The following is a 22,018-nucleotide window of genomic DNA, read 5'->3' as shown; positions in this document are numbered from 1 at the left end:
AGACTTTCGCCGGTCCCCGCCCAAAGGGAGCCGGCGAGCGAGACGACAGCTCCCGTGCGGCGCCCACGCCCCGGACAGCGGGACCGCGCTCATCACGCGGACCGCGACCGGAATCAGGCGCGGCGCCCGGGAGCGTGACGGGAGAACCGCCCGCATGCTCGAGCCCATTGAGCCCACCCGTTCCACGAATTCCCGGAACGGTGGCGCCGACGACAACCATTCACCCAGCGACACCCTGCCGCCCCGGCGCCGTGCCGCCTCCCGGCCGGCCGGTCCGCCCACGGGCGCCGGCGCCGCCGAGGCCGCGGTGGTGAGCACCACCGCCTCCGCCGGGCCCGGCGCGGCCCTCGCCGAGGAGACCACGGCTTCCGCGGTCACCAGCGGCGACGAGGCCAAGCCCGCCCGTACCCGCCGCCGGGCGACCCGTAAGGTCACCTCCCCGGCCGGGACCCCGCAGCCGGTGTCCGGCGAGCCCGCCACGGCTCCGGCCGAGCCGGCCGCCGCCGAAACCCCCGCCGCCGAGGCGCCCGCCGAGGCGCCGCAGGCCGAGGAGGCGCCGCGCCGCGGCCGCCGCCGGGCGACCCGCAAGGTCACCGCCCCCGCCGGCACCCCGCAGGCCGAGGCCGCCGCGGAGCCGGTGGCCGCCGAGGCGCCCGCGCCCGCCGAAGCCGCCGCGGAGGCCGCCCCGGCCGCCGCCCAGGAGGCCGAGGACGCGGCACCGCGCCGTACCCGCCGCCGGGCGACCCGTAAGGTCACCGCCCCCGCCGGCACCCCGCAGACCGAGGCCGCCGACGAGACCGCGGCAACGGCCAAGAGCACCGCCCCCGCCGCCGAGGAAGCGGCCCCCGCGCCCGCCGAGGAGGCCGCGCCGGCCCGTACCCGCCGCCGGGCGACCCGTAAGGCCACCGCCGCCGCGGGCGCCCCGCAGCCGGCCGAGGAGGCCCCGGAGCCGGCGGCCGAGGAGGCCCCGGCCGCCGCGGCCGAGCCCGCCGAGACCCCCCGCCGCCGGGCCCGCCGCCGTGGCGAGCGCGCCGCGGAGCCGGCCGCCGCCCCGCAGCCCGCCGAGGAGGCCGCGGAGCCCGCGGCGGAGGCGCCCGCGCGCGGCCGCCGCCGGGCCCAGCGCCCGCCGACCGCCGTCTTCCAGGCGCCGGTCTTCACCGAGCCGATGTTCCAGACGCCGGAGAGCGCGGCCGCCGCCCATGCCGCGGCCCGTCAGGAGGAGGCCGCCGCCGGGCAGGCCGTCGAGGAGCAGCCCGCCGGGCCGCGCCGCCGTCGCCGCCGGGGTGCCCAGGCCGAGGCCGAGCAGCCCGAGCAGGTGGCCGCCGCCCCGGCCGAGGAGCCGCAGCCCAAGACGGAAGCAGCGGCCGAGCCGGAGGCCGAGCAGGCCGAGGCCGGTCACGGCGAGGAGGAGTCCGCGGACCGCCCCTCGCGCCGTCGCCGCCGTGGTGGCCGTCGCCGCCGTCGCGGGGAGGCCGCCGAGGGCGCCGAGGAGCAGTCCGCCGAGGAGCGCGAGACCGCGGAGGCGGAGTCCGAGGAGGACGAGGAGCGGGCCGCCGAGCAGCCTGAGGCGCAGCAGGAGGACGAGGAGCAGGGCGGCGGCTCCAGCAACAGCCGTCGTCGCCGTCGCCGTCGCCGGCGCACCGGTGACGCCGCCGAGCCCGAGGCCGGCAGCGCCGACGATCCGGAGCGCACGGTCGTCAAGGTCCGCGAGCCCCGCAAGAAGGACGAGGGCACCAGCGCCGACGAGGTGCAGTCGATCAAGGGGTCGACGCGTCTGGAGGCCAAGAAGCAGCGCCGCCGTGAGGGTCGTGAGCAGGGCCGCCGCCGGGTGCCGATCATCACCGAGGCGGAGTTCCTCGCCCGCCGCGAGGCCGTCGAGCGGGTGATGGTCGTCCGCCAGAGCGGCGAGCGCACCCAGATCGGCGTCCTTGAGGACAACGTGCTCGTGGAGCACTTCGTCAACAAGGAGCAGGCGACCTCGTACGTCGGCAACGTCTACCTCGGCAAGGTGCAGAACGTCCTGCCGTCGATGGAGGCCGCCTTCGTCGACATCGGCAAGGGCCGCAACGCGGTGCTGTACGCCGGTGAGGTCAACTTCGAGGCGCTGGGCATGGCCAACGGCCCGCGCCGTATCGAGTCCGCGCTGAAGTCCGGCCAGTCGGTGCTGGTGCAGGTCACCAAGGACCCGATCGGTCACAAGGGCGCCCGGCTCACCAGCCAGGTCTCGCTGCCCGGCCGCTACCTGGTCTACGTGCCCGAGGGCTCGATGACCGGTATCAGCCGCAAGCTCCCGGACACCGAGCGGTCGCGGCTGAAGCAGATCCTCAAGAAGATCGTCCCCGAGGACGCGGGCGTCATCGTCCGCACCGCCGCGGAGGGCGCGAGCGAGGAGGAGCTGGCGCGCGACGTCCAGCGGCTGCAGGCGCAGTGGGAAGAGATCCAGAAGAAGGCCAAGAGCAGCAGCTCCAACGCGCCGACGCTGCTCTACGGCGAGCCGGACATGACCGTCCGGGTCGTCCGCGACATCTTCAACGAGGACTTCTCCAAGGTCATCGTCAGCGGTGACGAGGCCTGGGGCACCATCCACGGCTACGTCGCGCACGTCGCCCCGGACCTCACCGACCGGCTGCAGAAGTGGACGTCGGACGTCGATGTGTTCGCGACGTACCGCATCGACGAGCAGCTGATGAAGGCGCTGGACCGCAAGGTCTGGCTGCCCAGCGGTGGTTCGCTGGTGATCGACCGGACCGAGGCGATGGTCGTGGTCGACGTCAACACCGGCAAGTTCACCGGCCAGGGCGGCAACCTGGAAGAGACGGTCACCCGGAACAACCTGGAGGCGGCCGAGGAGATCGTGCGTCAGCTGCGGCTGCGCGACCTCGGCGGCATCATCGTGATCGACTTCATCGACATGGTGCTGGAGTCCAACCGGGACCTGGTGCTGCGGCGCCTGCTGGAGTGCCTCGGCCGGGACCGCACCAAGCACCAGGTCGCCGAGGTCACCTCGCTCGGCCTGGTCCAGATGACCCGCAAGCGGGTCGGCCAGGGCCTGCTGGAGTCCTTCTCCGAGTCGTGTGTGCACTGCAACGGCCGCGGCGTCATCGTCCACATGGACCAGCCGACGGTGGCCGGCGGCGGTGGCAAGCGCAAGAAGAAGGGCAAGGGCGCCCAGCCCGAGCCGCATGTCCACGAGGTCGAGACGGTCGAGCCGACCCCGGACGGCGGCGAGCCGGAGCTGGAGCCGGTCGCCGTGACGGAGGCCGAGCTGCAGCCCGCGGTGGCCGAGGCGGACGAGTGGTTCAGCAGCCCCGCGGAGGCCGAGGCGGCCGCCGGGCGCGGCCGTGGCCGTCGCCGGGTGAGCCGGAAGGTGTCCGCTCCGGCGGGCGCCCCCAAGGCCGCCGAGGAGACCGCCGAGATCGTGCTGCCGGCCGAGCCGGTGGCCGTGCCCGAGCCGGAGCAGGTCCCGGAGCCGGTCGCCGAGGCGCCGGCCGCGGAGCCCGCGCCGGCCCGTCCGCGCCGTCGGGCGACCCGTAAGGCGACCGCTCCGGCGGGTTCGCCGGAGGTCTCCGACGACTCCGCGGCGACCGTGGTCATCACCGCACCCGCGGCGGAACCGGCTTCGGCCGAAGTCCCCGCCGAGGCGGAGGCGGCGCCCGCCGCCAAGAAGACCGCGAAGAAGGCGGCGGCGAAGAAGACCACCGCCAAGAAGACCGCGGCGAAGAAGACGACGGCCAAGAAGGCGGCGGCGAAGAAGACCACCACCACCGCCAAGAAGGCCGCGGCGAAGAAGACCACCACGAAGAAGACGACGACCAAGAAGGCGGCGGCCAAGAAGACCGCGGCCGCCGAGCAGGCCCCGGTGGCCTCGGTGTCGGCTTCCGCGGAGGACTGAGCGGGCCGTGCCCCGGACCGTCCGCGGTCCGGGGCCGGTTTGACCCCCTGGTCAAGGCCCCGTAACCTTGACCGTCGGTGTCTGTGACACCAAACCCCTGAGCACACACCTCTCGGTCCGCCGAGGGAGGCCGCTCGTCCACTCGGATTTCACGGGCCCTATCCCGAGCCCGTGTGAGCGGCTGGCATCAGAGGATCCGATTCCTAGCGAGAGAGAGTTCCGCGTGTACGCGATCGTGCGCACCGGCGGACGCCAGCAGAAGGTTGCTGTTGGCGACGTCATCGAGGTTGACCGCATTTCCACCAGCAAGGTCGGCGACACCGTCGAGCTCTCCACGCTGCTGGTCGTCGACGGCGACTCGGTCACCAGCGACCCGTGGGTCCTGGCCGGCGTGAAGGTCCAGGGCGAGGTCGTCGACCACCACAAGGGCGACAAGATCCGGATCCAGAAGTACAAGAACAAGACCGGTTACAAGAAGCGGATCGGCCACCGCCAGCTCCACACGGCGCTGAAGATCACCGGCATCGACGCTCCGGCGAAGTAAGGGACTGAGGAGACATGGCACACAAGAAGGGCGCATCGTCCACTCGGAACGGTCGCGATTCCAATGCTCAGCGGCTCGGCGTGAAGCGCTTCGGCGGTCAGGCCGTCCTCGCCGGTGAGATCCTGGTCCGCCAGCGTGGCACCCACTTCCACCCGGGCACGGGCGTCGGCCGCGGCGGCGACGACACCCTGTTCGCCCTTGCGGACGGCGCGGTGCAGTTCGGCACCCACCGTGGCCGCAAGGTCGTGAACATCGTCCCGGTCGCCGAGTAATTCCGGCCCGGACGCGTTCCACGCCACAGCAGCACTCCGAGGGCGGACCGCCTTTTCCCGCGAGAGCGGGAAGGCCGGTCCGCCCTTGGCGCGTTGATGCGGATACCCCCCGCAGCACCGCCACACCCCGCAGTACAGAGTTCTTGGCGCGGCATCCGCGCACCCGTCGTTTTCTGGAGGCACCCCCACCATGACCACCTTCGTGGACCGCGTCGAGCTGCACGTCGCCGCGGGTAACGGAGGCCACGGCTGTGCCTCCGTTCACCGTGAGAAGTTCAAGCCGCTCGGCGGACCGGACGGCGGCAACGGCGGCCGTGGCGGCGATGTGATCCTGGTCGTCGACCAGGACGTCACCACCCTCCTCGACTACCACCACCACCCCCACCGCAAGGCCACCAACGGCCAGCCCGGCGCCGGTGACAACCGCGAGGGCAAGAACGGCAAGGACCTGGTCCTGCCGGTGCCCGACGGCACGGTCGTGCTCGACGGCAACGGCGAGGTCCTGGCCGATCTCATCGGCCAGGGCACCACCTTCGTCGCCGGCCAGGGCGGCCGCGGCGGCCTCGGCAACGCCGCGCTGGCCTCCGCCCGCCGCAAGGCCCCCGGTTTCGCGCTGCTCGGCGAGCCCGGCGAGGCCCGCGACATCGTGCTGGAGCTGAAGACCGTCGCGGACGTGGCGCTGGTCGGCTACCCCAGCGCCGGCAAGTCGTCGCTGATCTCGGTGCTCTCGGCGGCCAAGCCGAAGATCGCGGACTACCCGTTCACGACGCTGGTGCCCAACCTCGGCGTGGTGACGGCCGGTTCGACGGTCTACACCATCGCGGACGTCCCGGGCCTGATCCCCGGCGCCAGCCAGGGCAAGGGCCTGGGCCTGGAATTCCTGCGCCATGTCGAGCGCTGCGAGGTGCTGGTGCACATCCTGGACACCGCGGCCCTGGAGTCGGACCGTGACCCGGTCTCCGACCTCGACCTCATCGAGGAGGAGTTGGCCCAGTACGGCGGTCTGGAGAACCGGCCCCGGGTGGTCGTCCTGAACAAGGTCGACATCCCCGACGGCAAGGACCTCGCCGACATGATCCGCCCCGATCTGGAGGAGCGCGGCTACCGCGTCTTCGAGGTCTCGGCCGTCGCCCACCTGGGTCTCAAGGAGCTGTCCTACGCCCTCGCCGACATCGTGGCGACGGCCCGTGCCGCCAAGCCCGTCCAGGAAGCCACCCGGATCGTGATCCGCCCCCAGGCCGTGGACGACGCGGGCTTCACGGTCACGGAGGAGGGCGAGCACTTCTACCGCGTCCGCGGCGAGAAGCCCGAACGCTGGGTGCGCCAGACCGACTTCAACAACGACGAGGCCGTCGGCTACCTCGCCGACCGGCTCAGCCGGCTCGGCGTCGAGGACGCCCTGCTCAAGGCCGGTGCGCGCGCCATGGACGGGGTCGCGATCGGCCCCGAGGACAACGCCGTCGTCTTCGACTGGGAGCCGACCATGGCGGCCGGCGCGGAGATGCTGGGCCGGCGTGGCGAGGACCACCGCCTGGAGGCGCCCCGGCCGGCCGCGCAGCGCCGCCGGGACCGCGACGCGGAGCGGGACGAGGCCTCCGAGGAGTACGAGCGCTTCCGGCCCTTCTGACGGGCGCGGGAACGGCCACTCGCGGCAGGCAGGAACGGGGAAGGCCCCGGGAGGATCTCCTCCCGGGGCCTTCCCCGTGCTCGGGTCCGCCGACGCAGCGTCGGCGGCCGCTGTGGGCTCAGACGGCGGCCGTGGTGTCCGAGGCGCCGCTGGTCTCGTGCCCGGCCGTCCCGGCGTCGCTCACGTCGTCCTGGGAGCGCTGGCCGGGGATACCGGACAGCCGGCTCTCCATCCGGACGCGCCGCTCGTCGGCCTTGGCGCCCAGGGCCAGCGCGGCCTGGTTGAAGCGGACCGACGAGGGCGGGTCCGACGGGCCCAGCAGGTGCTCCTTGAGCTCGGCCCGCTCCGCGGCCAGGGTGTCCTTCTCCGGGTTGCGCACCGCGTCGAGCAGACCGGCCACGCCGCTCGCGTCGGGCGTGAGGATGGTCGCCGCCCGTACGGTCGGGAAGTTCGCCCGGAAGTCGTCCTCGCTCATCCCCGAGGTGTTGGCGACGGCGTACGGCTTCTCGCTCGTCAGGTAGTCGGACACCACGCTGGAGACATCGCTGATCAGCACGTCCGCCTCGTTGAAGCAGCTGAAGATGCCGGGGCGGGCGGTGGTGATGATGCGGTGCTCCCACTCGGGGAAGGAGTTCCAGTACGCCGCCTCCCAGGCGGTGACGGCCGCGTCCACGGCGGCGGCCCGGCCCTCCTGCGGGGTGCCCTGCAGCCGCATCCGCTCCAGCTCGTCCGCGCTCTTGCGGAACGCGGAGGTGGTCAGCGCGTCCAGTTCCTCGGCGCGGCGGGCCAGTTCGGCGGCGGCCTCCGGGCCGGGCCGCGCCCCGCCGCGGCCGGCGTTGGCCTCCGCGATCATCGCCTGGATACGGGAGTTGGCGGCGCCCGCGCGCGGGTCCACGGAACCGGTCATCGGGTGCGGCTTGTACAGCAGCCGGACGTTCTCGTCGGCGAGCAGCTCGCGGACGATGTTCTCGCCGGCCAGAATCACCGAGGTGTTGCCCGGGTTGCCGTCCCAGCCCTCCCAGGTCGGCGCGTACAGGACGGTGGCCGGGCGGCCCGCCGGGGCGCCCGCGTACGGCCGGATCGGGGCCAGCTGGGGGCGGCCGACCTCGATGACGTCCTTGTCCTCGACGCCGATGTCGGCGAGCTGGTAGCGGTCACGGGCCGCCGGGCCCGCGACCCACACCTCGTCGTACGCCTTCGCGTACGGGTTGCAGGAGGACAGCTTGTCGCTCTCGCCGTGGTTGGTGAAGGCGTGCTTGATGGACGGGATGCGCAGGATCTGCGAGGTCTTGCCGGAGTTCGCCGGGTGCAGCAGCACCTTGAGCGTGGAGTGCTCCAGCCGCATCAGGTTGGCGACCTTGGGGATGCAGACGATCGGCACGTCCGTGGCCTCGATCTTCTGCACCATGAAGCGCTCGCGGAGCACGATGATCGGGTTGCCGTCCAGGGCGGCCAGGGTGCTCAGCCACATGTTGGCCTGGTAGGCGGAGGAGGCGCCGCCGGAGAAGTACATGCCGACCGTCGGCTGGTACTCCGCCAGCCAGTTGTCCAGCCACTCCAGGGCCTGCTTCTCGTTCGCCACCCGCTTCTTGGGCAGCAGCCAGGTGCCCAGGTAGAGCGTGCCGCCGGCGGACAGCGCCAGGGAGACGGAGAGGCCGATGCCGCCCCAGTACGCGTCGGTGGTGATCGAGGTGAGCATCATGCCGGCCGTGGTGGGCACGGAGAAGCGCAGCAGCCGCCGGCCCGTCTGGCGGGAGAGGATGCGCGGCGGGGCGTCGCAGAGCCGCAGCGCGCTCGCGTCGATGTTGCGGGTCACGAACGGCATGCTGCGGGTCCGGCGGACCAGCACCGCCACCGCCTGGCACACGAAGTGGGTGCCGTAGAAGAGGAGCAGCGTGATGGTGAGCGGCGCCTGCTCCTCCAGCGGGTTGATGCCGTCGATGTGCAGCAGGCCGACCAGTATCAGCATGTCGCGCAGCAGCTGGCGCACGGTGACGTCGAACCGGATCCGGCCGAGCACCGCGAGCAGGCCGGGCTGCTTGTGCTGGAGGACCAGGTCGAGTCCCAGGTTGACCACGGATGCGGCGATGAACAGCGGGATGACGGGCAACAGCGCACCGACGAGCTGTGCGGTGAACGCGACCATCATCGCGAAGAGTGCCGCGAGCTGGACGGCTCGGCGGGGGACGATTCCGGCGGAAGGCACGGGGGAGGGCTCCTGGCAGCACGAAGGTCAGGGGGGAGGCCGAGCGGGGCGGCCGGGTCCCGCGCTGCGACACCGCCGGAGCGGCGAAACGGGACCGATGGACACCCGACCGTATGACCTCGTTGGCCCTGGTGACAATCTGCTGTGGCTCTGATCACCGCGAAAACGGACCAATCGAACGCAACCCCGTGGCCTCGGCTTCCGTCTATGGATAACCGCATGGGCCACAGGGAGGGGCACCCCGGCCCGGGGGCGCGGGCCGGATGTCCGGCCCCCATTCTGCCCGCTCGGCCGCGCCGTGCCGCTCGCCGGTCCGGCCCGTTCCCCTTCCGCGCGCCGTCCGCCAGGGGATATCGCGCAGCACGCGCGGGCCGCACTGCCGTAGATTGCGCCCGTAGGGCCGTGGTGCGGATCGGACAGAATTCTCCGTACGGCGGCGGGAACAGCGAGCACAGGGGTATGCAGGTGGCAGGCGCAAGGCAGGACGTGAAGGACGCCCGCCGGATCGTGGTGAAAGTCGGCTCCTCCTCGCTGACGACGGCAGCCGGCGGGCTGGACGCCGATCGTGTGGACGCGCTGGTCGATGTGCTGGCCAAGCACCAGGACAAGGAGATCGTGCTGGTCTCCTCCGGTGCCATCGCGGCCGGTCTGGCGCCGCTGGGGCTCGCCAGGCGGCCCCGCGACCTGGCCCGGCAGCAGGCCGCCGCCAGCGTCGGCCAGGGCCTGCTGGTCGCCCGCTACACCGCCTCCTTCGCCCGCTACGGCCGCCGGGTCGGCCAGGTCCTGCTGACCTCCGACGACACCAGCCGCCGGGCGCACTACCGCAACGCCTACCGGACCCTCGACCAGCTGCTGGCCATGGGTGCCGTACCGATCGTGAACGAGAACGACACCGTCGCCACCGACGAGATCCGGTTCGGCGACAACGACCGGCTGGCGGCCCTGGTCGCCCATCTCGTCCGCGCCGACCTGCTGATCCTGCTCTCCGACGTCGACGGCCTCTACGACGGCGATCCGGCCACCCCCGGCACCTCCCGGATAGGCGTGGTGCGCGGGCCCCGGGACCTGGAGGGGGTCTCCATCGGCAGCGCGGGCCGGGCCGGCGTCGGCACCGGCGGCATGGTCACCAAGGTCGAGGCGGCCCGGATCGCGGCCGCGGCCGGCATCCCGGTCGTGCTGACCTCCGCCGTGCACGCCGCGGACGCGCTGGCCGGCGGGCTGACCGGCACGCACTTCCTGCGCACCGGCCGCCGCTCCGCCGACCGGCTGCTGTGGCTGGCGCACGCCTCCACGCCGCGCGGCGCCCTGGTGCTGGACGACGGGGCCGTACGGGCCGTCGTCGAACGGGGCTCCTCGCTGCTCCCGGCCGGAATCGCCTCCGTGGAGGGCGAGTTCACGGCCGGGGACCCGGTCGAGCTGCGGGACGGCGACGGCCGCGCGGTCGCCCGCGGCGTCGTCAATTTCGATGCCCGGGAAATCCCCCGATTGATGGGGCGTTCGACCCGCGATCTGGCCCGCGAGCTGGGCCCGGCCTACGAGCGGGAGGTCGTGCACCGCGACGATCTGGTGCTGATGCACCACTGACGCGGCCCGTCGGCCGACGGCCGCCGCGGCCCTCGAACACGGTCACCGGTGCGGGGCGCAGACCAGCCTTTCCACCGAGACCTTCGCAAAAATGCCCCCGCGACGGGCCGCGGGCTGGTCAACTTTGTTGCACGGGCGCCTTGGGGAACGGCGCCCGCAGCGCACACGAGCACACGCCGACGTACGACGGTTCCGTACCCCCGAGGGCGGAGCGATTCGCATCACAGGAGGCCGCCGGTGAGACGAGGGCGCCCAGGGGCGCTGCCCCGAGGAACGGCGGAGCGCACACTGACCAGCGTCGGCACCGGCGAGGACGCCGGCCGGCCGGACGACCGGTACGCCGAGCGCGGCGGGCCGGCGCCGTACCCGGCCGGGGGCGAGCGCCGCGAGGCGTCCCGGCTGTGGCACATCACCCTCAGCGTCTCGGGTGCCGAGTCCCCGCTGAAGGAGGTCCGGCGGGCGCTGGAACAGCTCGCCCACGACCACCCCTTCCTGCTGACCAGCCGCTACGCCAACGACCACGCCGAGATCCGCTACTGGGAGGAGGCGCGCGACCTGCACGATGCCGCGGCGGTCGCGCTGCGGCTGTGGGGCGAGCACCGCGCCACGGCCAAGCTGCCGCCGTGGGAGATCGTCGGGCTGGAAGTCATCGACCGCGAGACCTACCACCAGCGCCTCGCCGAGGGCTACGGACCGCCACCGGCCGCACCGGTGGGCGTCCACCCCTTCTGACTGGCGGGCGAGTGCGTCCCGCGCTGTGAGATACCCGCTGGCCGCAGCGTGCCCGCCCGATAGGCTGCGGCCATGACCAGCAGCGCATCGCAGTCCTCAGCCGTCCTCGACACCGCCCGCCGGGCGAGGGAGGCGGCCGCCGTCCTGGCGCCGCTGCCGCGGACGGCCCGGGACGCCGCGCTGCTCGCCATCGCCGACGCCCTGGTGGAGCGGACCGACACGATCGTCGCCGCCAACGCCCAGGACATCGCCACGGCGCGGGAGGCCGGCACCGCCGAGTCGATCGTCGACCGGCTCACCCTCACCCCCGAGCGGATCGCGGCCATCGCCGCGGACGTCCGCCAGGTCGTGGCGCTGCCCGACCCGGTCGGCGAGGTCGTGCGCGGCTCGACCCTGCCCAACGGCCTCGACCTGCGGCAGGTCCGGGTCCCGCTCGGAGTGATCGGGATCATCTACGAGGCCCGGCCCAACGTGACGGTGGACGCCGCGGCCCTGTGCCTGAAGTCCGGCAACGCCGTGCTGCTGCGCGGCTCGTCCTCGGCGTACGCCTCCAACAGCGCCCTGGTGGACGTGCTGCGGGACGCCGTCCAGCGCGCCGGGCTGCCCGCCGACGCGGTGCAGCTGGTGCCCGGCCAGACCCGCGAGTCGGTCCGCGAGCTGATGCGCGCCCGCGGCCTGGTGGACGTGCTGATCCCGCGCGGCGGCGCGTCCCTGATCCGGACGGTCGTCGAGGAGTCCACCGTGCCGGTGATCGAGACCGGCACCGGCAACTGCCACGTCTACGTCGACGAGGCCGCCGACCTCGACATGGCCGTCGACATCCTCGTCAACTCCAAGGCCCAGCGCCCCAGCGTCTGCAACGCCGCCGAGACGGTGCTGGTGCATGCCGGGATCGCCGAGAAGTTCCTGCCGCGGGCCCTGGAGGCGCTGACCCAGGCCGGGGTGATCGTGCACGGCGACGCGGCCTGGCAGCAGGCGGGCCCCGGGCTGGTCGCCCCCGCCACCGACGAGGACTGGGCGACGGAGTACCTCTCGTACGACATCGCGGCCGCCGTGGTGCCCGACCTGGACGCGGCGGTGGCGCACATCCGGAAGTGGACCTCCGGCCACACCGAGGCCATCGTCACCACCTCGCAGGCGGCCGCCCGCCGGTTCACCCAGTTGGTGGATTCCACCACCGTCGCGGTCAATGCCTCGACCCGTTTCACCGACGGCGGCCAATTCGGCTTCGGCGCGGAGATCGGCATTTCCACCCAGAAGCTGCATGCCCGCGGGCCCATGGGGCTGCCGGAACTGACCTCGACGAAGTACATCGTCACGGGCGACGGCCACACCCGCTGACGGGTCCCCCGGATTCCCCGTTCTCTCTGCCCAAAAGGAGCCGCCGGGGCTAACCTGGACGGGTGCCGGACGACGTGGGGGGCAAGCCGTTCCCGGACGGTGAAGAGCCCGACGAGCACCACCACGGGAGCCACGGAAAAGCGGACGAAGAATTCGCCTCCGTGGTCTTCGACGAGGAATTCGTCCGGTCCGCACAGATTCACGAGCCCTCGGCGGTCGAGCGGATGCTGGCCGCCGCCGAGGCGCGCGCCGAGGCCGAGGCGGCCCGCTCCGGACCCGGCTTCGGCCCCGAGGGCGACGACCCGGACGACCCCGCCTTCCGCAGTCGCCGGGCCGACGACTACGAGGGATTCGGCGACTACGGAGAGTACGAGGATGACGGTGAGTACGGCGATGACGCGCCGTACGGGCCGTACGGCCCCTATGGCGGTGCGCTGCGCCCCTACCGCAGTACCCGCTGGCACCGGCCGGTCGCCTGGGTGCTGGCCGTGGTGATGGGCATCGGGCTGGTCGCGCTGGCCTTCAGCGCCGTCTACCGCGGCTCCTCCGGGCGGACCCAGCGCCCGGCACCGGCGCCGACCTCCAGCGGGGTGGACGCCCCCGCCACGGGCACGGACAGCGTCCGTACGGCCCGTCCGGGCCTGCCGTCGCTGCCGTCGGCCGATTCCCCGCATCCGTCGTTCTCAGCGGCGCCCAGGCCGCACTGAACGCCGCGCCGCGGTGCCCGCAAAACGGACACCTGAAACGGGAACCCGCCGGCGAAGTTGCCCGGCTCCCCCGCGTTTACGTTTGCCCCGGCAGACCTACTCTTGTTGTATGACCGGGCCAGGTGACCCTCCCGAAGGGACGCCCAACGGCGCCCCGGGTGGTGGTGAGGACGAATACCGATCCGTCGTCTTCGACGAATCGTTCGTTCGTGCTGCGCGACTGCAGGAATTCTCCGCGGACGAGCGGCTCGGCGAACACCATTCACCGGCGGTGAAAACCCGGCATGCCTGGCGGCGGCTGGGCGGCTCCCGGCAGGCGGTCCTGCTGGTGCTGCTGATCGTTCTCGCCTTCGGCACCGCCGTCTACATGGGCATCCGGCACCCCTACAAGAACCCGGACACGCTCCGGGCGCAGCCGCTGCGGTCCACGGTCGTGCCGCTGGCACCGAGGGGAGTCGTCCCGGGCGCGACACCGCAGGACCTCTTCGCGCACAGCGCCGCGGCGAATTACCGGATCGGCGCCGCGGGCGTGAACCTGCCCGCGGTCGCCCGCACCGAGCACTTCTCCGGCGGCCAGGTCGTCGCCGCCCTGACCGTGGCGAAGGACTACCTCGTCCGCTCCTCGCTGGACCCGGCAACCCTCACCGGCGGTTCGGTGCGGCCGGTGCGCTTGCTGCTCGACACCGGGCAACTCGACCAGTTCGACCGCAGCCTGGCGCACCCCGACGACAACGGCCGGGACGCGGCGACCGGTTGGCTGGTCCGCTTCGACCCGAAGCAGACCCGGCTCGCCGACCACGACGTCCGGGTCGACGGCACCCTGAGCGCCTCCGAACTGAGCCCGGACGCACTCGATGTCACCGCCGACTACACCTTCGTCTACGCCGTACGGCCCGTCTCCGGTGGGCAGCACTCCGCACCGGGCCAGGGCGTCGGCAAGCCCACCCCGGGCGCGGCCTCGCTGGTGACCGTGCGGCGCGAGATGCACTTCCGGCTGAGCCGCGAGAACCTCACCGACCACCGCCTGGAGGTGCTGCAGAGCAGCCTGCAGGCGGGGCCGCTGGCCTGCTCCTCGCAGCCGGCCGACGCGCTGCACCCGCTGTTCGCGGGACAGCACGCCGGCAACGACCGGCCCACGGGCACCGATCCCTTTGCCAGGGACCGGGTCAACCCCTCGCTCTGCGGTGAGCTGGCGCCCGCCGCCGAGCCGAGGCCGAGCCATCCGGTCCGTTAGCGCCTGTCCTGTCCGATGCGTCAGGGGGCGGAAAGCCCTAGGCGTCGTCCGGGCGGTCCGATCCGTTGGCTCCACCGGTGCCGTTGGCGCCGCCGGGCCGTGAACCGCCGCGGAAGACCGTGTCGCGCAGCTTGCCGCCCAAGTCGCCCGCGCCGCCCGCGATGTCGCGCACCAGACCCATCAGCGGGTCCTTGCTGTTGCGCACCGAATCGGCGTAATGCGCCGCGGAGTCCCGGAAGGAGTCGGAGACCGAGGTGTCGCCGTCCTCGTCCCGGTGCGGGTAGTGACCGTCCATGATCCGCTGGTAGTCGCGGCTGGCCGCCCACTTCTTCAGCTCGGCCGCCCGCACGGTGGTGAACGGGTGGCTGCGCGGCAGCAGGTTGAGGATCTTCAGCACGGAGTCGCGCAGGTCGCCGCCGGACTCGTACTCGTCCGCCTGCTTGAGGAAGGCGTCGACGTTCATCTCGTGCAGATGATTGCCGCCGGCCAGCTTCATCAGACCGCGCATCGAGGCCTGCAGATCCTGCCCGACCAGCAGTCCGGCGCGGTCCGCCGACAGCTCCGACTTGCGGAACCATTCGCGCAGCGCGGTGACGATCGCCATGATCGCGACGTTGCCCAGCGGGATCCAGGCGACCTTCGTGGCCAGGTTGGTCAGGAACAGCAGAATCGTGCGGTAGACGGCGTGCCCGGACAGCGCGTGTCCGACCTCGTGGCCGATGACCGCCCGCATCTCCTCCTCGTCCAGCAGCTCGACCAGGCCCGTCGTCACCACGATGATCGGCTCGTCCAGGCCGATGCACATGGCGTTGGGCTGCGGGTCCTGGTTGACGTACATCGGCGGGACCTTCTCCAGGTCCAGGATGTAGCAGGCGTCCCGCAGCATGTCGTTGAGGTGCGTGAACTGCTGGTCGCTCACCCGGACCGAGTCCGAGAGGAACAGCAGCCGCAGACTGCGCTCCGGCAGCAGGCCGCTGAGCGTCTTGAAGACGGTGTCGAACCCGCTGAGCTTGCGCAGCGCCACCAGCGCCGAGCGGTCCGCCGGGTGTTCGTACGACCGCGACGAGATGCCGGGGAATCGCCGCCGGTCCCGGCTCGGTACGTTGGCGCTGCCGTCTGGGCTCTCCGTCATTGGGGCCTCCCCCTGTTCGACTGCGTGTGTTTCAGCCTAGAGGACGCCGCCGACAGTGGATTGGATGCTCGGGCGTACGCTGGCGATCGCACCAATGACCGCACAGGCCCGTACAAAAGACCGCACGGGCCGGTATCCGAGGGAGCGCACCGTCATGCCGCATCCGAGCGTGCTGCTCGCCGCAGCCCAGGAGACCGCCAGGGACAGCGGACCGGGCTGGATCCTGCGCACCGTGATCATCGTCGGCGTCGTGGGCGCGGTGCTGCTCGCCTGGCTCCTGCTGCGCGGCTACCGCCAGGACTGACGCCGGGCCGGCCCTGCTCGGGCGCCTCCGGGTGGAGTCGCCGTGGGCCCGCGGTGAGCGGCCGCATACGATGTGGTGGAAGTCTCTGCCCGACCCCAGCCCGGATTGGTCCTGCCGACGATGAGCCTGCACTCCACCGCACACTCCCTGGTCTCCCTGGCCGCCGAACCCGGCCACGAGGGCGGTCACGCCAGCCTCAGCCCTTTCGTGACCGGCGGCGGCGCCTTGTTTGTCCTGCTCCTCCTGCTCTGGATCACCACCCGCTTCAACCGCGACCGCTGAGCCGCGGCACCCGGCCCCCGGCATCGCGCGCCGCCCAGTAGGGTCTGCACGCATGGGAGAGCACACAGGGCCCGTGAAGCGGCGACTCGGAGTGATGGGCGGCACGTTCGACCCGATCCATCACGGACACCTGGTCGCCGCCAGCGAGGTGGCCAGCCAGTTCCACCTCGACGAGGTCATCTTCGTGCCGACGGGACAGCCGTGGCAGAAGAGCCACAAGACGGTGTCGCCGGCCGAGGACCGGTATCTGATGACGGTCATCGCGACCGCGTCCAACCCGCAGTTCTCCGTCAGCCGTATCGACATCGACCGCGGCGGCAAGACGTACACGATAGACACGCTGCGTGATCTGCGGGCGGAGCACCGCGATGCGGATCTGTTCTTCATCACCGGCGCCGACGCCCTCAGCCAGATCCTGACCTGGCACGATGCGGCGGAGCTGGTGTCACTTGCCCACTTCATCGGGGTGACCAGGCCCGGCCACGTCCTCGCGGACCCCGGGCTGCCCGAGGGGGCGGTGTCCCTGGTCGAGGTGCCGGCCCTGGCCATCTCCTCGACCGACTGCCGGGCGCGCGTCGCCCAGGGGGATCCGGTCTGGTACCTGGTACCGGACGGTGTGGTGCGCTACATCGACAAAAAACAGCTGTACCGCAACGACCGCTGACGGGGCTGACGGAAAGGGGCACCGGTGAGCGACCGACAGGATCCTTACGGGCCGCAGGACCCGTACGCCCACGACCCGTATGCCCAGGGGCAGCAAGGGCAGCCGGGCTACACCTACGACGCCTACGGGCGGCCGGTGTACCCCGATGCCGCGGCGGCGCCGTACGAGCAGCACTACGACGCGTACGGACAGCCGGCCGCCCCGTCCGCCTATGAGGGCTACGACCCCTACGGCGGGCAGGCCGGCGGCCAGGCCCCGCACGGTCAGCAGGGGCACCAGGCGTACCAGGGACAGACCGGGTACGACTACGACACCTACGGCAGCCGGCAGGTACAGGCCCCGCCCGGCGCCCCGCAGCAGTACGACCCCTACGCCGCTGCCCAGCAGCCGGCGCACCAGCAGGAGTGGATCCCGCAGCAGGCCCAGCAGTCCCCGTACGACCAGCTGTCCTATACGGAGCAGCCCCCCTACGGCGGGCCCGCCGAGCCCGCCGCGCCGCGGCAGGACGGGCCGCGGCGGCCGCCGGCCCAGCGCCGCGCCCCGGACGATGCCGCGGAGCCCGCTGCCCCGCAGGGCTCCGCCGACGGGCCGGAGTACCGCACCGAGCAGTTCTCCTTCATCGAGGAGCCGGACGAGGACTCCGAAGACGTCATCGACTGGCTGAAGTTCACCGAGAGCCGCACCGAGCGGCGCGAGGAGGCCAAGCGGCGCGGCCGCAGCCGGATCGTCGCGCTGTCCGTCGTCCTGGCCCTGCTGGTGGCCGGCGGCGTGGGCTACCTGTGGTGGGCGGGCAAGCTGCCGGGACTGGCCGGTCCGGGCGCCGGCAAGGCGGCCGCGGCCGCCGGGCAGAAGCGCGACGTCCTCGTCGTCCACCTGCGCGACACCAAGAGCGGGAACAGCTCGACGGCGCTGCTGGTGGACAACGAGACCACCCACAAGGGCACCACCGTCCTCCTGCCCAACAACCTCGTCGTCACCAAGGACGACGGCTCCACCACCACACTCGGCAAGTCCGTCAAGGACGAGGGCACCGAGCCGACCCGGGACTCCCTCAACAGCCTCCTGGGCGCCGACCTCAAGGCCAGCTGGCGGCTGGACACCCCGTATCTGGAGAACCTCGTCGAGACGGTCGGCGGCATCACCCTCGACACCGACGCCACCGTGCCCGGCGCCAAGAAGGGCGACTCCCCGGTCGTCAAGCAGGGCAGCGCCCAGGACCTGGGCGGCCAGGCCGCCGTCGCCTACGCCACCTACCAGGCGCCGGGCGAGCCGCAGACCAAGCAACTGCAGCGCTTCGGCCAGGTCATGCAGGCGACCCTGAAGAAGGTCTCCAGCGACGCCGACGGCGCCACCGCCACGGTGAAGGCGCTGCTCCAGGTGCTCGACCCGCCGCTCACCGAGGCCCAGCTGGGCAGCTCGCTGGCGCAGCGGGCGGAGCTGGCGAAGACCGGTGCCTACCGCACGACCGTGCTGCCCGTACTGGGCAACGGCACGCTCAGCCCGACCACGGCGGCGAGCGTGGTCAAGGACGTGCTCGGCGGCACGGTCAAGAAGACCGCGCCCGACACCACCGCCCGGGTCGCGGTCCGCAACGCCACCGGCACCCGGGCCGCCACCGGAAAGGCGCAGGTGTCGCTGGTCAACGGCGGCTACAGCTTCGTCGACGGCGGCACCGACGGCGCGGCCCGGGCCACGTCCCAGGTCACCTACGCGGACGCCGCCCAGAAGGCCAAGGCTGCGGAGGTCGCCAAGACGCTGGGTCTGCCGGCCGGCGCGGTCCGGCAGGGCAAGGGCGCCTCGAACGCCGATATCACCGTGGTCCTGGGGCAGGACTTCAAGGGCTGACGGACGGGGGCGCCCGGACCCGCCGCTGCCGGCCCGGCAGCGGCGGCGGGCGCCCGCCCCCCGGCGCTGACCAGCACGGACACCGCAAGCAGCCCGCGGGACCGGATTCCCGGCCGGGAGTGTCGGTGGTCCGTGAGACCCTTGTGGGGTACTTGACCGCCGATCCGGCCGCCCATGGGACCGGGCGCGCGCCGCGCTCAGCAGCCGGCCCCGCTGCCCGCCCGGCCGGAGAGGCCGACCTCAACCCGGAAAGCCGCTTGTGACCGCCACGGACCGCTCCATCGAGCTCATCAACGCCGCAGCCCAGGCCGCGGCCGACAAGCTTGCGCACGACATCATCGCGTACGACGTCAGTGACGTCCTCTCGATCACCGATGCCTTCCTGCTGGCCTCGGCGCCCAGCGACCGCCAGGTCAAGTCGATCGTCGACGAGATCGAGGAACGGCTCAGCAAGGACCTCGGCGCCAAGCCGGTCCGCCGCGAGGGCGACCGCGAGGCCCGCTGGGTGCTGCTCGACTACGTCGACATCGTGGTGCACATCCAGCACAGCGAGGAGCGCGTCTTCTACGCGCTCGAGCGCCTGTGGAAGGACTGCCCCGAGATCGACCTCCCCGAGGAGGCCAAGGCCACCCGGGGCAAGGCCGCGGCGCACGCCGATGCCACGGCGGGTGACCAGGACGGAGAGCTGCTCTGAACGGCACGAAGACCGGCCGGGGCCGCCGCATCGTCCTGTGGCGCCACGGCCAGACGGCCTGGAATCTGGAGCGCCGCTTCCAGGGGTCGACGGACATCGAACTGACGGAGGCGGGCCGGTCCCAGGCGCGCCGCGCCGCCCGGCTGCTCGCCGCCCTGGGGCCGGACGCGATCATCGCCTCCGACCTCCAGCGGGCCTCGACGACGGCGAGCGAGCTGGCCGTGCTGACCCGGCTCGACGTGACCCATGACGCGGCCCTGCGCGAGACCTACGCGGGCTCCTGGCAGGGGCTGACGCACGAGGAGATCCTCGCGCGCTACGGCGAGCAGTACACCGCCTGGAAGCGCGGTGAGCCGGTGCGGCGAGGCGGCGGCGAGCTGGAGACCGAGGTCGCTGACCGCGCCGCGCCCGTCGTGCTCAACCACGCCGACAAGCTGCCCGAGAACGGCACCCTGGTCGTCGTCAGCCACGGCGGCACCATCCGCACCACCATCGGGCGGCTGCTCGGCCTGGATGCCCACCACTGGGAGGGCCTGGGCGGTCTGTCGAACTGCTGCTGGTCCGTGCTGGGCGAGGGCGCGCGCGGCTGGCGCCTGTTGGAGCACAACGCCGGCACCCTTCCGGAGCCGGTGCTCGGCGACGACGACTGAGCCGGCCGCGGTCCCGGCCGCCCCGGATTTCACATCTGGGCAGGTCGCAGGCTAAAGTTCTTCTTGTTCGCGCGGCCGCCGGGGAAACCCGGGGGAGCGGAACAAGACCCGGGGCTATAGCTCAGTTGGTAGAGCGCCTGCATGGCATGCAGGAGGTCAGGAGTTCAATTCTCCTTAGCTCCACAGCCCGGATGATCCCGCCTCCGACCGGAGGCGGGATCTCTGCGTTGTCCGGGTTGTGCGCCGGCCCTCCGGAGTGCCGCGTGGCCCCGCCGTCCCCCGTGCGGTGGCGGCCGGTGGAACGCGCCGGGTGGCGCAAAAGATGGGCCTGACCCGGTCGGCGGTCCGTGGCAGAATCGGACGGCGCCGGCAGGGGAGGAGAGATCGCGATGCCCACGAGCATCCTCGAGGAGGTCAATGACCTGCTCGAAGTCGCCGAGGCGCAGGGGTACGACTGGCTTCCGGAATATGTGCTCCGTTTCACCTGCCCCGTTGACGGGGGCGTTTCCCCGTGCCGTGGCCGCGACGGGACCGCTCTGCAGTGCCCCTCGTGCGGTTCCTCCCATGTCGCGCAGGTGCTGGGCGACAACGGCGGCATTTCCTTCGTTTGTACGGCCTGCGGCCACAGTTGGAGCTGATGGATGGGCGCCCACAGCAGGAAATGTGACTGGTGCGGCAGCGGTACGCCCATCGTCCGCGACATGGAACCCGTCAACACCGACTACCAGTACTGGTGCGAGGAATGCGCCCGCGCCCTGGTCATAAAGGGCGACCCCATCGAGACCTACCGGGAGCTCGACGGGGAGCCGATCTACGGGCGGCTGCTCGAAGAGCACTGCACCCTGAAGCGCTTCTACTCCTTCGCCACGGCCTGAGCGGAGCCTGCCGGGCCGGGTGCGGCGGGGCCGCCCTCCTTGGCTGGCGGCCCATCAGATGATCCGCGTCCGGCCGCCCTTGCCGTGAGCGGCGGAGCCGGTGACCGTCGGCCGTGCAGCGCGGGTCCGTGCCGCGCCGTCCGCCACAGCCGGAGCCCGGTCAGCGTCAGTACGGCCAGGCCGGCGAGCGGATAGACGCCGGAGAGCAGCATCTGGACGCCGTTCTGGTGCAGTTCCTGGTGGTGGTGCCAGCGGTGCGGCACCCACCACAGCGCGAACGAACAGAACATCAGGCCCAGGACGGCGGTCGCCGCCCACCGGCGGCGGGTCGCGGTGCCGGTCCGGTGCAGCGCCTCGGAGCCGAGCAGCACCAGCATCGGTACGCACCACACCCAGTGATGGGACCAGGAGATCGGGCTGATCAGGAGGGCGGTCGCGGCGCAGGCCACGGCCGCCCAGGCGCGCTCCCCGCGCAGCAGCGCCCCGACCGCCAGCGCCAGGCCGCCGGCCGCGGTCAAGCCGGCGGCCACCACCCAAGCGGTGCCGGGATCGTGGGTGTGCAGCAGCCGGGCGAGCGCACCGCGCAGCGACTGGTTCGCGGTGATCTCCACCTCACCGACCCGGTCGGTGGCGAAGACGATCTCGGTCCAGAAGCGGTGCGCGTCACGCGGCAGCACGAGCGCGGAGAGCAGCACCGTGGCCAGGAAGGTGGCGGTGGCGACGGCGGCCTGCCGCAGCCAGGGGTTCCAGGCGGCGCGCGCCCCCGCGCCGGAGCGGAGCAGCTGCCCGGCGCGGACGGCACCGGCCAGCGCGAGGAGCACGGCGAACAGCGCCGGGGTCAGCTTGAGCCCGGCCGCGACGCCGATCCCGACGCCCGCGAGGCGGTGGGTGTCCTTGCGGGTCAGATCCCACAGCACCAGCGCGGTGAGCAGGAGGTTGATCTGGCCGTAGCGCACCGTCGTCCACACCGGCTCGCACCACACCAGCAGGGCGGAGACCGCGAGGGCCGCGGCGGGCCGGGGCAGCCGCCGCGGCCGCCGGGCGAGCCGCAGCGAGAGGTGGACGACGGCGACGAGCAGCAGGAGGTTGCCGGCGGTGGCCAGGGTGCGCATCGCCGGGACGTCCAGGACGGTGAGCGGGGTGAACAGCAGCGCCGCGAACGGCGGGTAGGTGTTGGGCAGGTGCGCCGAGGTCGCCGCCATGTCGTAGAGGGACCCGCCGTTGCGGACGGTGAAGCCCTCGGCGCGGTAGACCATGAGGTCGATCATCGTCACGTGCGCGAGCCGCTGGGCGGTCCAGAAGGCCGTGAACGAGGCCAGGCAGGCGACGGCCGCCACCAGGGTCGGGTGCCGGCGGAGGAGGCCCGCGCCGGGGTGGGTGCCGCCGGGGTCGGTGGGCTGTTGCAGCTCCAGCGCGGTCACGGCGTACGGCCC

The 22,018-nt window shown here is 72.6% G+C and carries 20 protein-coding genes and 1 tRNA gene; 18 read left to right on the top strand and 3 right to left on the bottom strand.

Features of this window, described 5'->3' with window-relative positions:
- Window positions 1-154: 154 nt before the first annotated feature.
- The 4 genes from EST54_RS07560 (at window position 155) to obgE (ending at window position 6,335) form a co-directional block, all read left to right on the top strand.
- Window positions 155-3,892, top strand: a complete 3,738-nt coding sequence (locus EST54_RS07560) for an Rne/Rng family ribonuclease (protein ID WP_129246326.1) — start codon at window positions 155-157, stop codon at window positions 3,890-3,892.
- Window positions 3,893-4,115: 223 nt separating this feature from the next.
- Entirely contained in the window at window positions 4,116-4,436 is a 321-nt protein-coding gene (rplU, locus tag EST54_RS07555; protein ID WP_006605648.1) for a 50S ribosomal protein L21, read from the top strand.
- A 14-nt stretch (window positions 4,437-4,450) separates the two neighbouring features.
- On the top strand, window positions 4,451-4,708 hold the full coding sequence (rpmA, locus tag EST54_RS07550) for a 50S ribosomal protein L27 (RefSeq protein ID WP_006605649.1): 258 nt from the start codon (window positions 4,451-4,453) through the stop codon (window positions 4,706-4,708).
- Window positions 4,709-4,898: 190 nt separating this feature from the next.
- The gene (gene obgE / locus EST54_RS07545; RefSeq protein WP_129246324.1) at window positions 4,899-6,335 is read left to right on the top strand and encodes a GTPase ObgE; all 1,437 of its coding nucleotides are present in this window, start codon (window positions 4,899-4,901) and stop codon (window positions 6,333-6,335) included.
- A gap of 118 nt (window positions 6,336-6,453) precedes the next feature.
- Here obgE and EST54_RS07540 read toward each other — a convergent pair whose 3' ends face one another.
- Entirely contained in the window at window positions 6,454-8,541 is a 2,088-nt protein-coding gene (locus tag EST54_RS07540) for a hypothetical protein (RefSeq protein WP_129246322.1), read from the bottom strand.
- A gap of 465 nt (window positions 8,542-9,006) precedes the next feature.
- On the opposite strand from EST54_RS07540, the gene proB reads away from it, so the two are divergent.
- From proB to EST54_RS07515, 5 genes are all read left to right on the top strand, one after another.
- Window positions 9,007-10,125, top strand: coding sequence for a glutamate 5-kinase (gene proB / locus EST54_RS07535; protein ID WP_129246320.1), 1,119 nt, complete (start codon window positions 9,007-9,009; stop codon window positions 10,123-10,125).
- A gap of 237 nt (window positions 10,126-10,362) precedes the next feature.
- Complete coding sequence (locus EST54_RS07530) at window positions 10,363-10,857, top strand: hypothetical protein (protein WP_006605653.1); 495 nt, start codon at window positions 10,363-10,365, stop codon at window positions 10,855-10,857.
- Window positions 10,858-10,929: 72 nt separating this feature from the next.
- The gene (locus tag EST54_RS07525; protein ID WP_129246318.1) at window positions 10,930-12,198 is read left to right on the top strand and encodes a glutamate-5-semialdehyde dehydrogenase; all 1,269 of its coding nucleotides are present in this window, start codon (window positions 10,930-10,932) and stop codon (window positions 12,196-12,198) included.
- Window positions 12,199-12,260: 62 nt separating this feature from the next.
- Window positions 12,261-12,905, top strand: coding sequence for an SCO2584 family spore wall biosynthesis protein (locus tag EST54_RS07520; protein WP_129246316.1), 645 nt, complete (start codon window positions 12,261-12,263; stop codon window positions 12,903-12,905).
- Between the two features lie 109 nt (window positions 12,906-13,014).
- Complete coding sequence (locus EST54_RS07515) at window positions 13,015-14,139, top strand: SCO2583 family membrane protein (RefSeq protein WP_129246314.1); 1,125 nt, start codon at window positions 13,015-13,017, stop codon at window positions 14,137-14,139.
- A 37-nt stretch (window positions 14,140-14,176) separates the two neighbouring features.
- Here EST54_RS07515 and EST54_RS07510 read toward each other — a convergent pair whose 3' ends face one another.
- Window positions 14,177-15,271 carry a M48 family metallopeptidase gene (locus EST54_RS07510; protein WP_129246312.1) on the bottom strand — a complete coding sequence of 365 codons (1,095 nt, stop codon included), beginning with the start codon at window positions 15,269-15,271 and terminating at the stop codon, window positions 14,177-14,179.
- 154 nt (window positions 15,272-15,425) lie between these two features.
- Between EST54_RS07510 and EST54_RS34540 the strand changes: the two genes are divergently transcribed.
- The 9 genes from EST54_RS34540 to EST54_RS07475 all read left to right on the top strand — a co-directional run bounded on the left by EST54_RS34540 (window position 15,426) and on the right by EST54_RS07475 (window position 20,585).
- The gene (locus tag EST54_RS34540; protein WP_167511503.1) at window positions 15,426-15,575 is read left to right on the top strand and encodes a hypothetical protein; all 150 of its coding nucleotides are present in this window, start codon (window positions 15,426-15,428) and stop codon (window positions 15,573-15,575) included.
- A gap of 120 nt (window positions 15,576-15,695) precedes the next feature.
- Window positions 15,696-15,857 (top strand): hypothetical protein, encoded by a 162-nt coding sequence (locus tag EST54_RS34535; protein WP_167511502.1) that lies wholly within the window; start codon window positions 15,696-15,698, stop codon window positions 15,855-15,857.
- A 52-nt stretch (window positions 15,858-15,909) separates the two neighbouring features.
- Window positions 15,910-16,521, top strand: a complete 612-nt coding sequence (nadD, locus tag EST54_RS07505) for a nicotinate-nucleotide adenylyltransferase (RefSeq protein WP_051006918.1) — start codon at window positions 15,910-15,912, stop codon at window positions 16,519-16,521.
- Between the two features lie 24 nt (window positions 16,522-16,545).
- On the top strand, window positions 16,546-18,366 hold the full coding sequence (locus EST54_RS07500) for an LCP family protein (protein ID WP_129246310.1): 1,821 nt from the start codon (window positions 16,546-16,548) through the stop codon (window positions 18,364-18,366).
- A 259-nt stretch (window positions 18,367-18,625) separates the two neighbouring features.
- Window positions 18,626-19,060: a ribosome silencing factor gene (rsfS, locus tag EST54_RS07495; protein ID WP_129246308.1), complete on the top strand. Its 435-nt coding sequence runs from the start codon at window positions 18,626-18,628 to the stop codon at window positions 19,058-19,060.
- Window positions 19,057-19,710 carry a histidine phosphatase family protein gene (locus tag EST54_RS07490; protein ID WP_129246306.1) on the top strand — a complete coding sequence of 218 codons (654 nt, stop codon included), beginning with the start codon at window positions 19,057-19,059 and terminating at the stop codon, window positions 19,708-19,710. Before rsfS ends, EST54_RS07490 begins: the two co-directional genes overlap by 4 nt.
- Window positions 19,711-19,820: 110 nt before the next feature.
- Window positions 19,821-19,893 (top strand) — tRNA-Ala (locus EST54_RS07485).
- A 206-nt stretch (window positions 19,894-20,099) separates the two neighbouring features.
- Window positions 20,100-20,348 carry a hypothetical protein gene (locus EST54_RS34395; RefSeq protein WP_129246304.1) on the top strand — a complete coding sequence of 83 codons (249 nt, stop codon included), beginning with the start codon at window positions 20,100-20,102 and terminating at the stop codon, window positions 20,346-20,348.
- Between the two features lie 3 nt (window positions 20,349-20,351).
- Window positions 20,352-20,585, top strand: a complete 234-nt coding sequence (locus EST54_RS07475) for a hypothetical protein (protein WP_006605665.1) — start codon at window positions 20,352-20,354, stop codon at window positions 20,583-20,585.
- Here the strand turns inward: EST54_RS07475 and EST54_RS07470 are convergent.
- Window positions 20,564-22,006 carry a glycosyltransferase 87 family protein gene (locus EST54_RS07470; protein ID WP_244942464.1) on the bottom strand — a complete coding sequence of 481 codons (1,443 nt, stop codon included), beginning with the start codon at window positions 22,004-22,006 and terminating at the stop codon, window positions 20,564-20,566. The two genes, EST54_RS07475 and EST54_RS07470, sit on opposite strands and share 22 nt — an antisense overlap.
- Window positions 22,007-22,018 lie beyond the last annotated feature (12 nt).

This window comes from Streptomyces sioyaensis, from assembly GCF_004122735.1.
In the GTDB taxonomy this organism is placed as follows: Bacteria; Actinomycetota; Actinomycetes; order Streptomycetales; family Streptomycetaceae; genus Streptomyces; species Streptomyces sioyaensis.
This window is presented reverse-complemented; position numbering and strand designations above follow the sequence as displayed.

What these genes read in the sequence shown, in the direction of transcription:
- EST54_RS07560 (WP_129246326.1), top strand. Translation starts at nt 155, where the DNA reads ATGCTCGAGCCCATTGAGCCCACCCGTTCCACGAATTCCCGGAACGGT.
- rpmA (WP_006605649.1), top strand. Translation starts at nt 4,451, where the DNA reads ATGGCACACAAGAAGGGCGCATCGTCCACTCGGAACGGTCGCGATTCC.
- obgE (WP_129246324.1), top strand. Translation starts at nt 4,899, where the DNA reads ATGACCACCTTCGTGGACCGCGTCGAGCTGCACGTCGCCGCGGGTAAC.
- EST54_RS07525 (WP_129246318.1), top strand. Translation starts at nt 10,930, where the DNA reads ATGACCAGCAGCGCATCGCAGTCCTCAGCCGTCCTCGACACCGCCCGC.
- EST54_RS07515 (WP_129246314.1), top strand. Translation starts at nt 13,015, where the DNA reads ATGACCGGGCCAGGTGACCCTCCCGAAGGGACGCCCAACGGCGCCCCG.
- EST54_RS07510 (WP_129246312.1), bottom strand. Translation starts at nt 15,271, where the DNA reads ATGACGGAGAGCCCAGACGGCAGCGCCAACGTACCGAGCCGGGACCGG.
- EST54_RS34540 (WP_167511503.1), top strand. Translation starts at nt 15,426, where the DNA reads ATGCCGCATCCGAGCGTGCTGCTCGCCGCAGCCCAGGAGACCGCCAGG.
- EST54_RS34535 (WP_167511502.1), top strand. Translation starts at nt 15,696, where the DNA reads ATGAGCCTGCACTCCACCGCACACTCCCTGGTCTCCCTGGCCGCCGAA.
- nadD (WP_051006918.1), top strand. Translation starts at nt 15,910, where the DNA reads ATGGGAGAGCACACAGGGCCCGTGAAGCGGCGACTCGGAGTGATGGGC.
- EST54_RS34395 (WP_129246304.1), top strand. Translation starts at nt 20,100, where the DNA reads ATGCCCACGAGCATCCTCGAGGAGGTCAATGACCTGCTCGAAGTCGCC.
- EST54_RS07475 (WP_006605665.1), top strand. Translation starts at nt 20,352, where the DNA reads ATGGGCGCCCACAGCAGGAAATGTGACTGGTGCGGCAGCGGTACGCCC.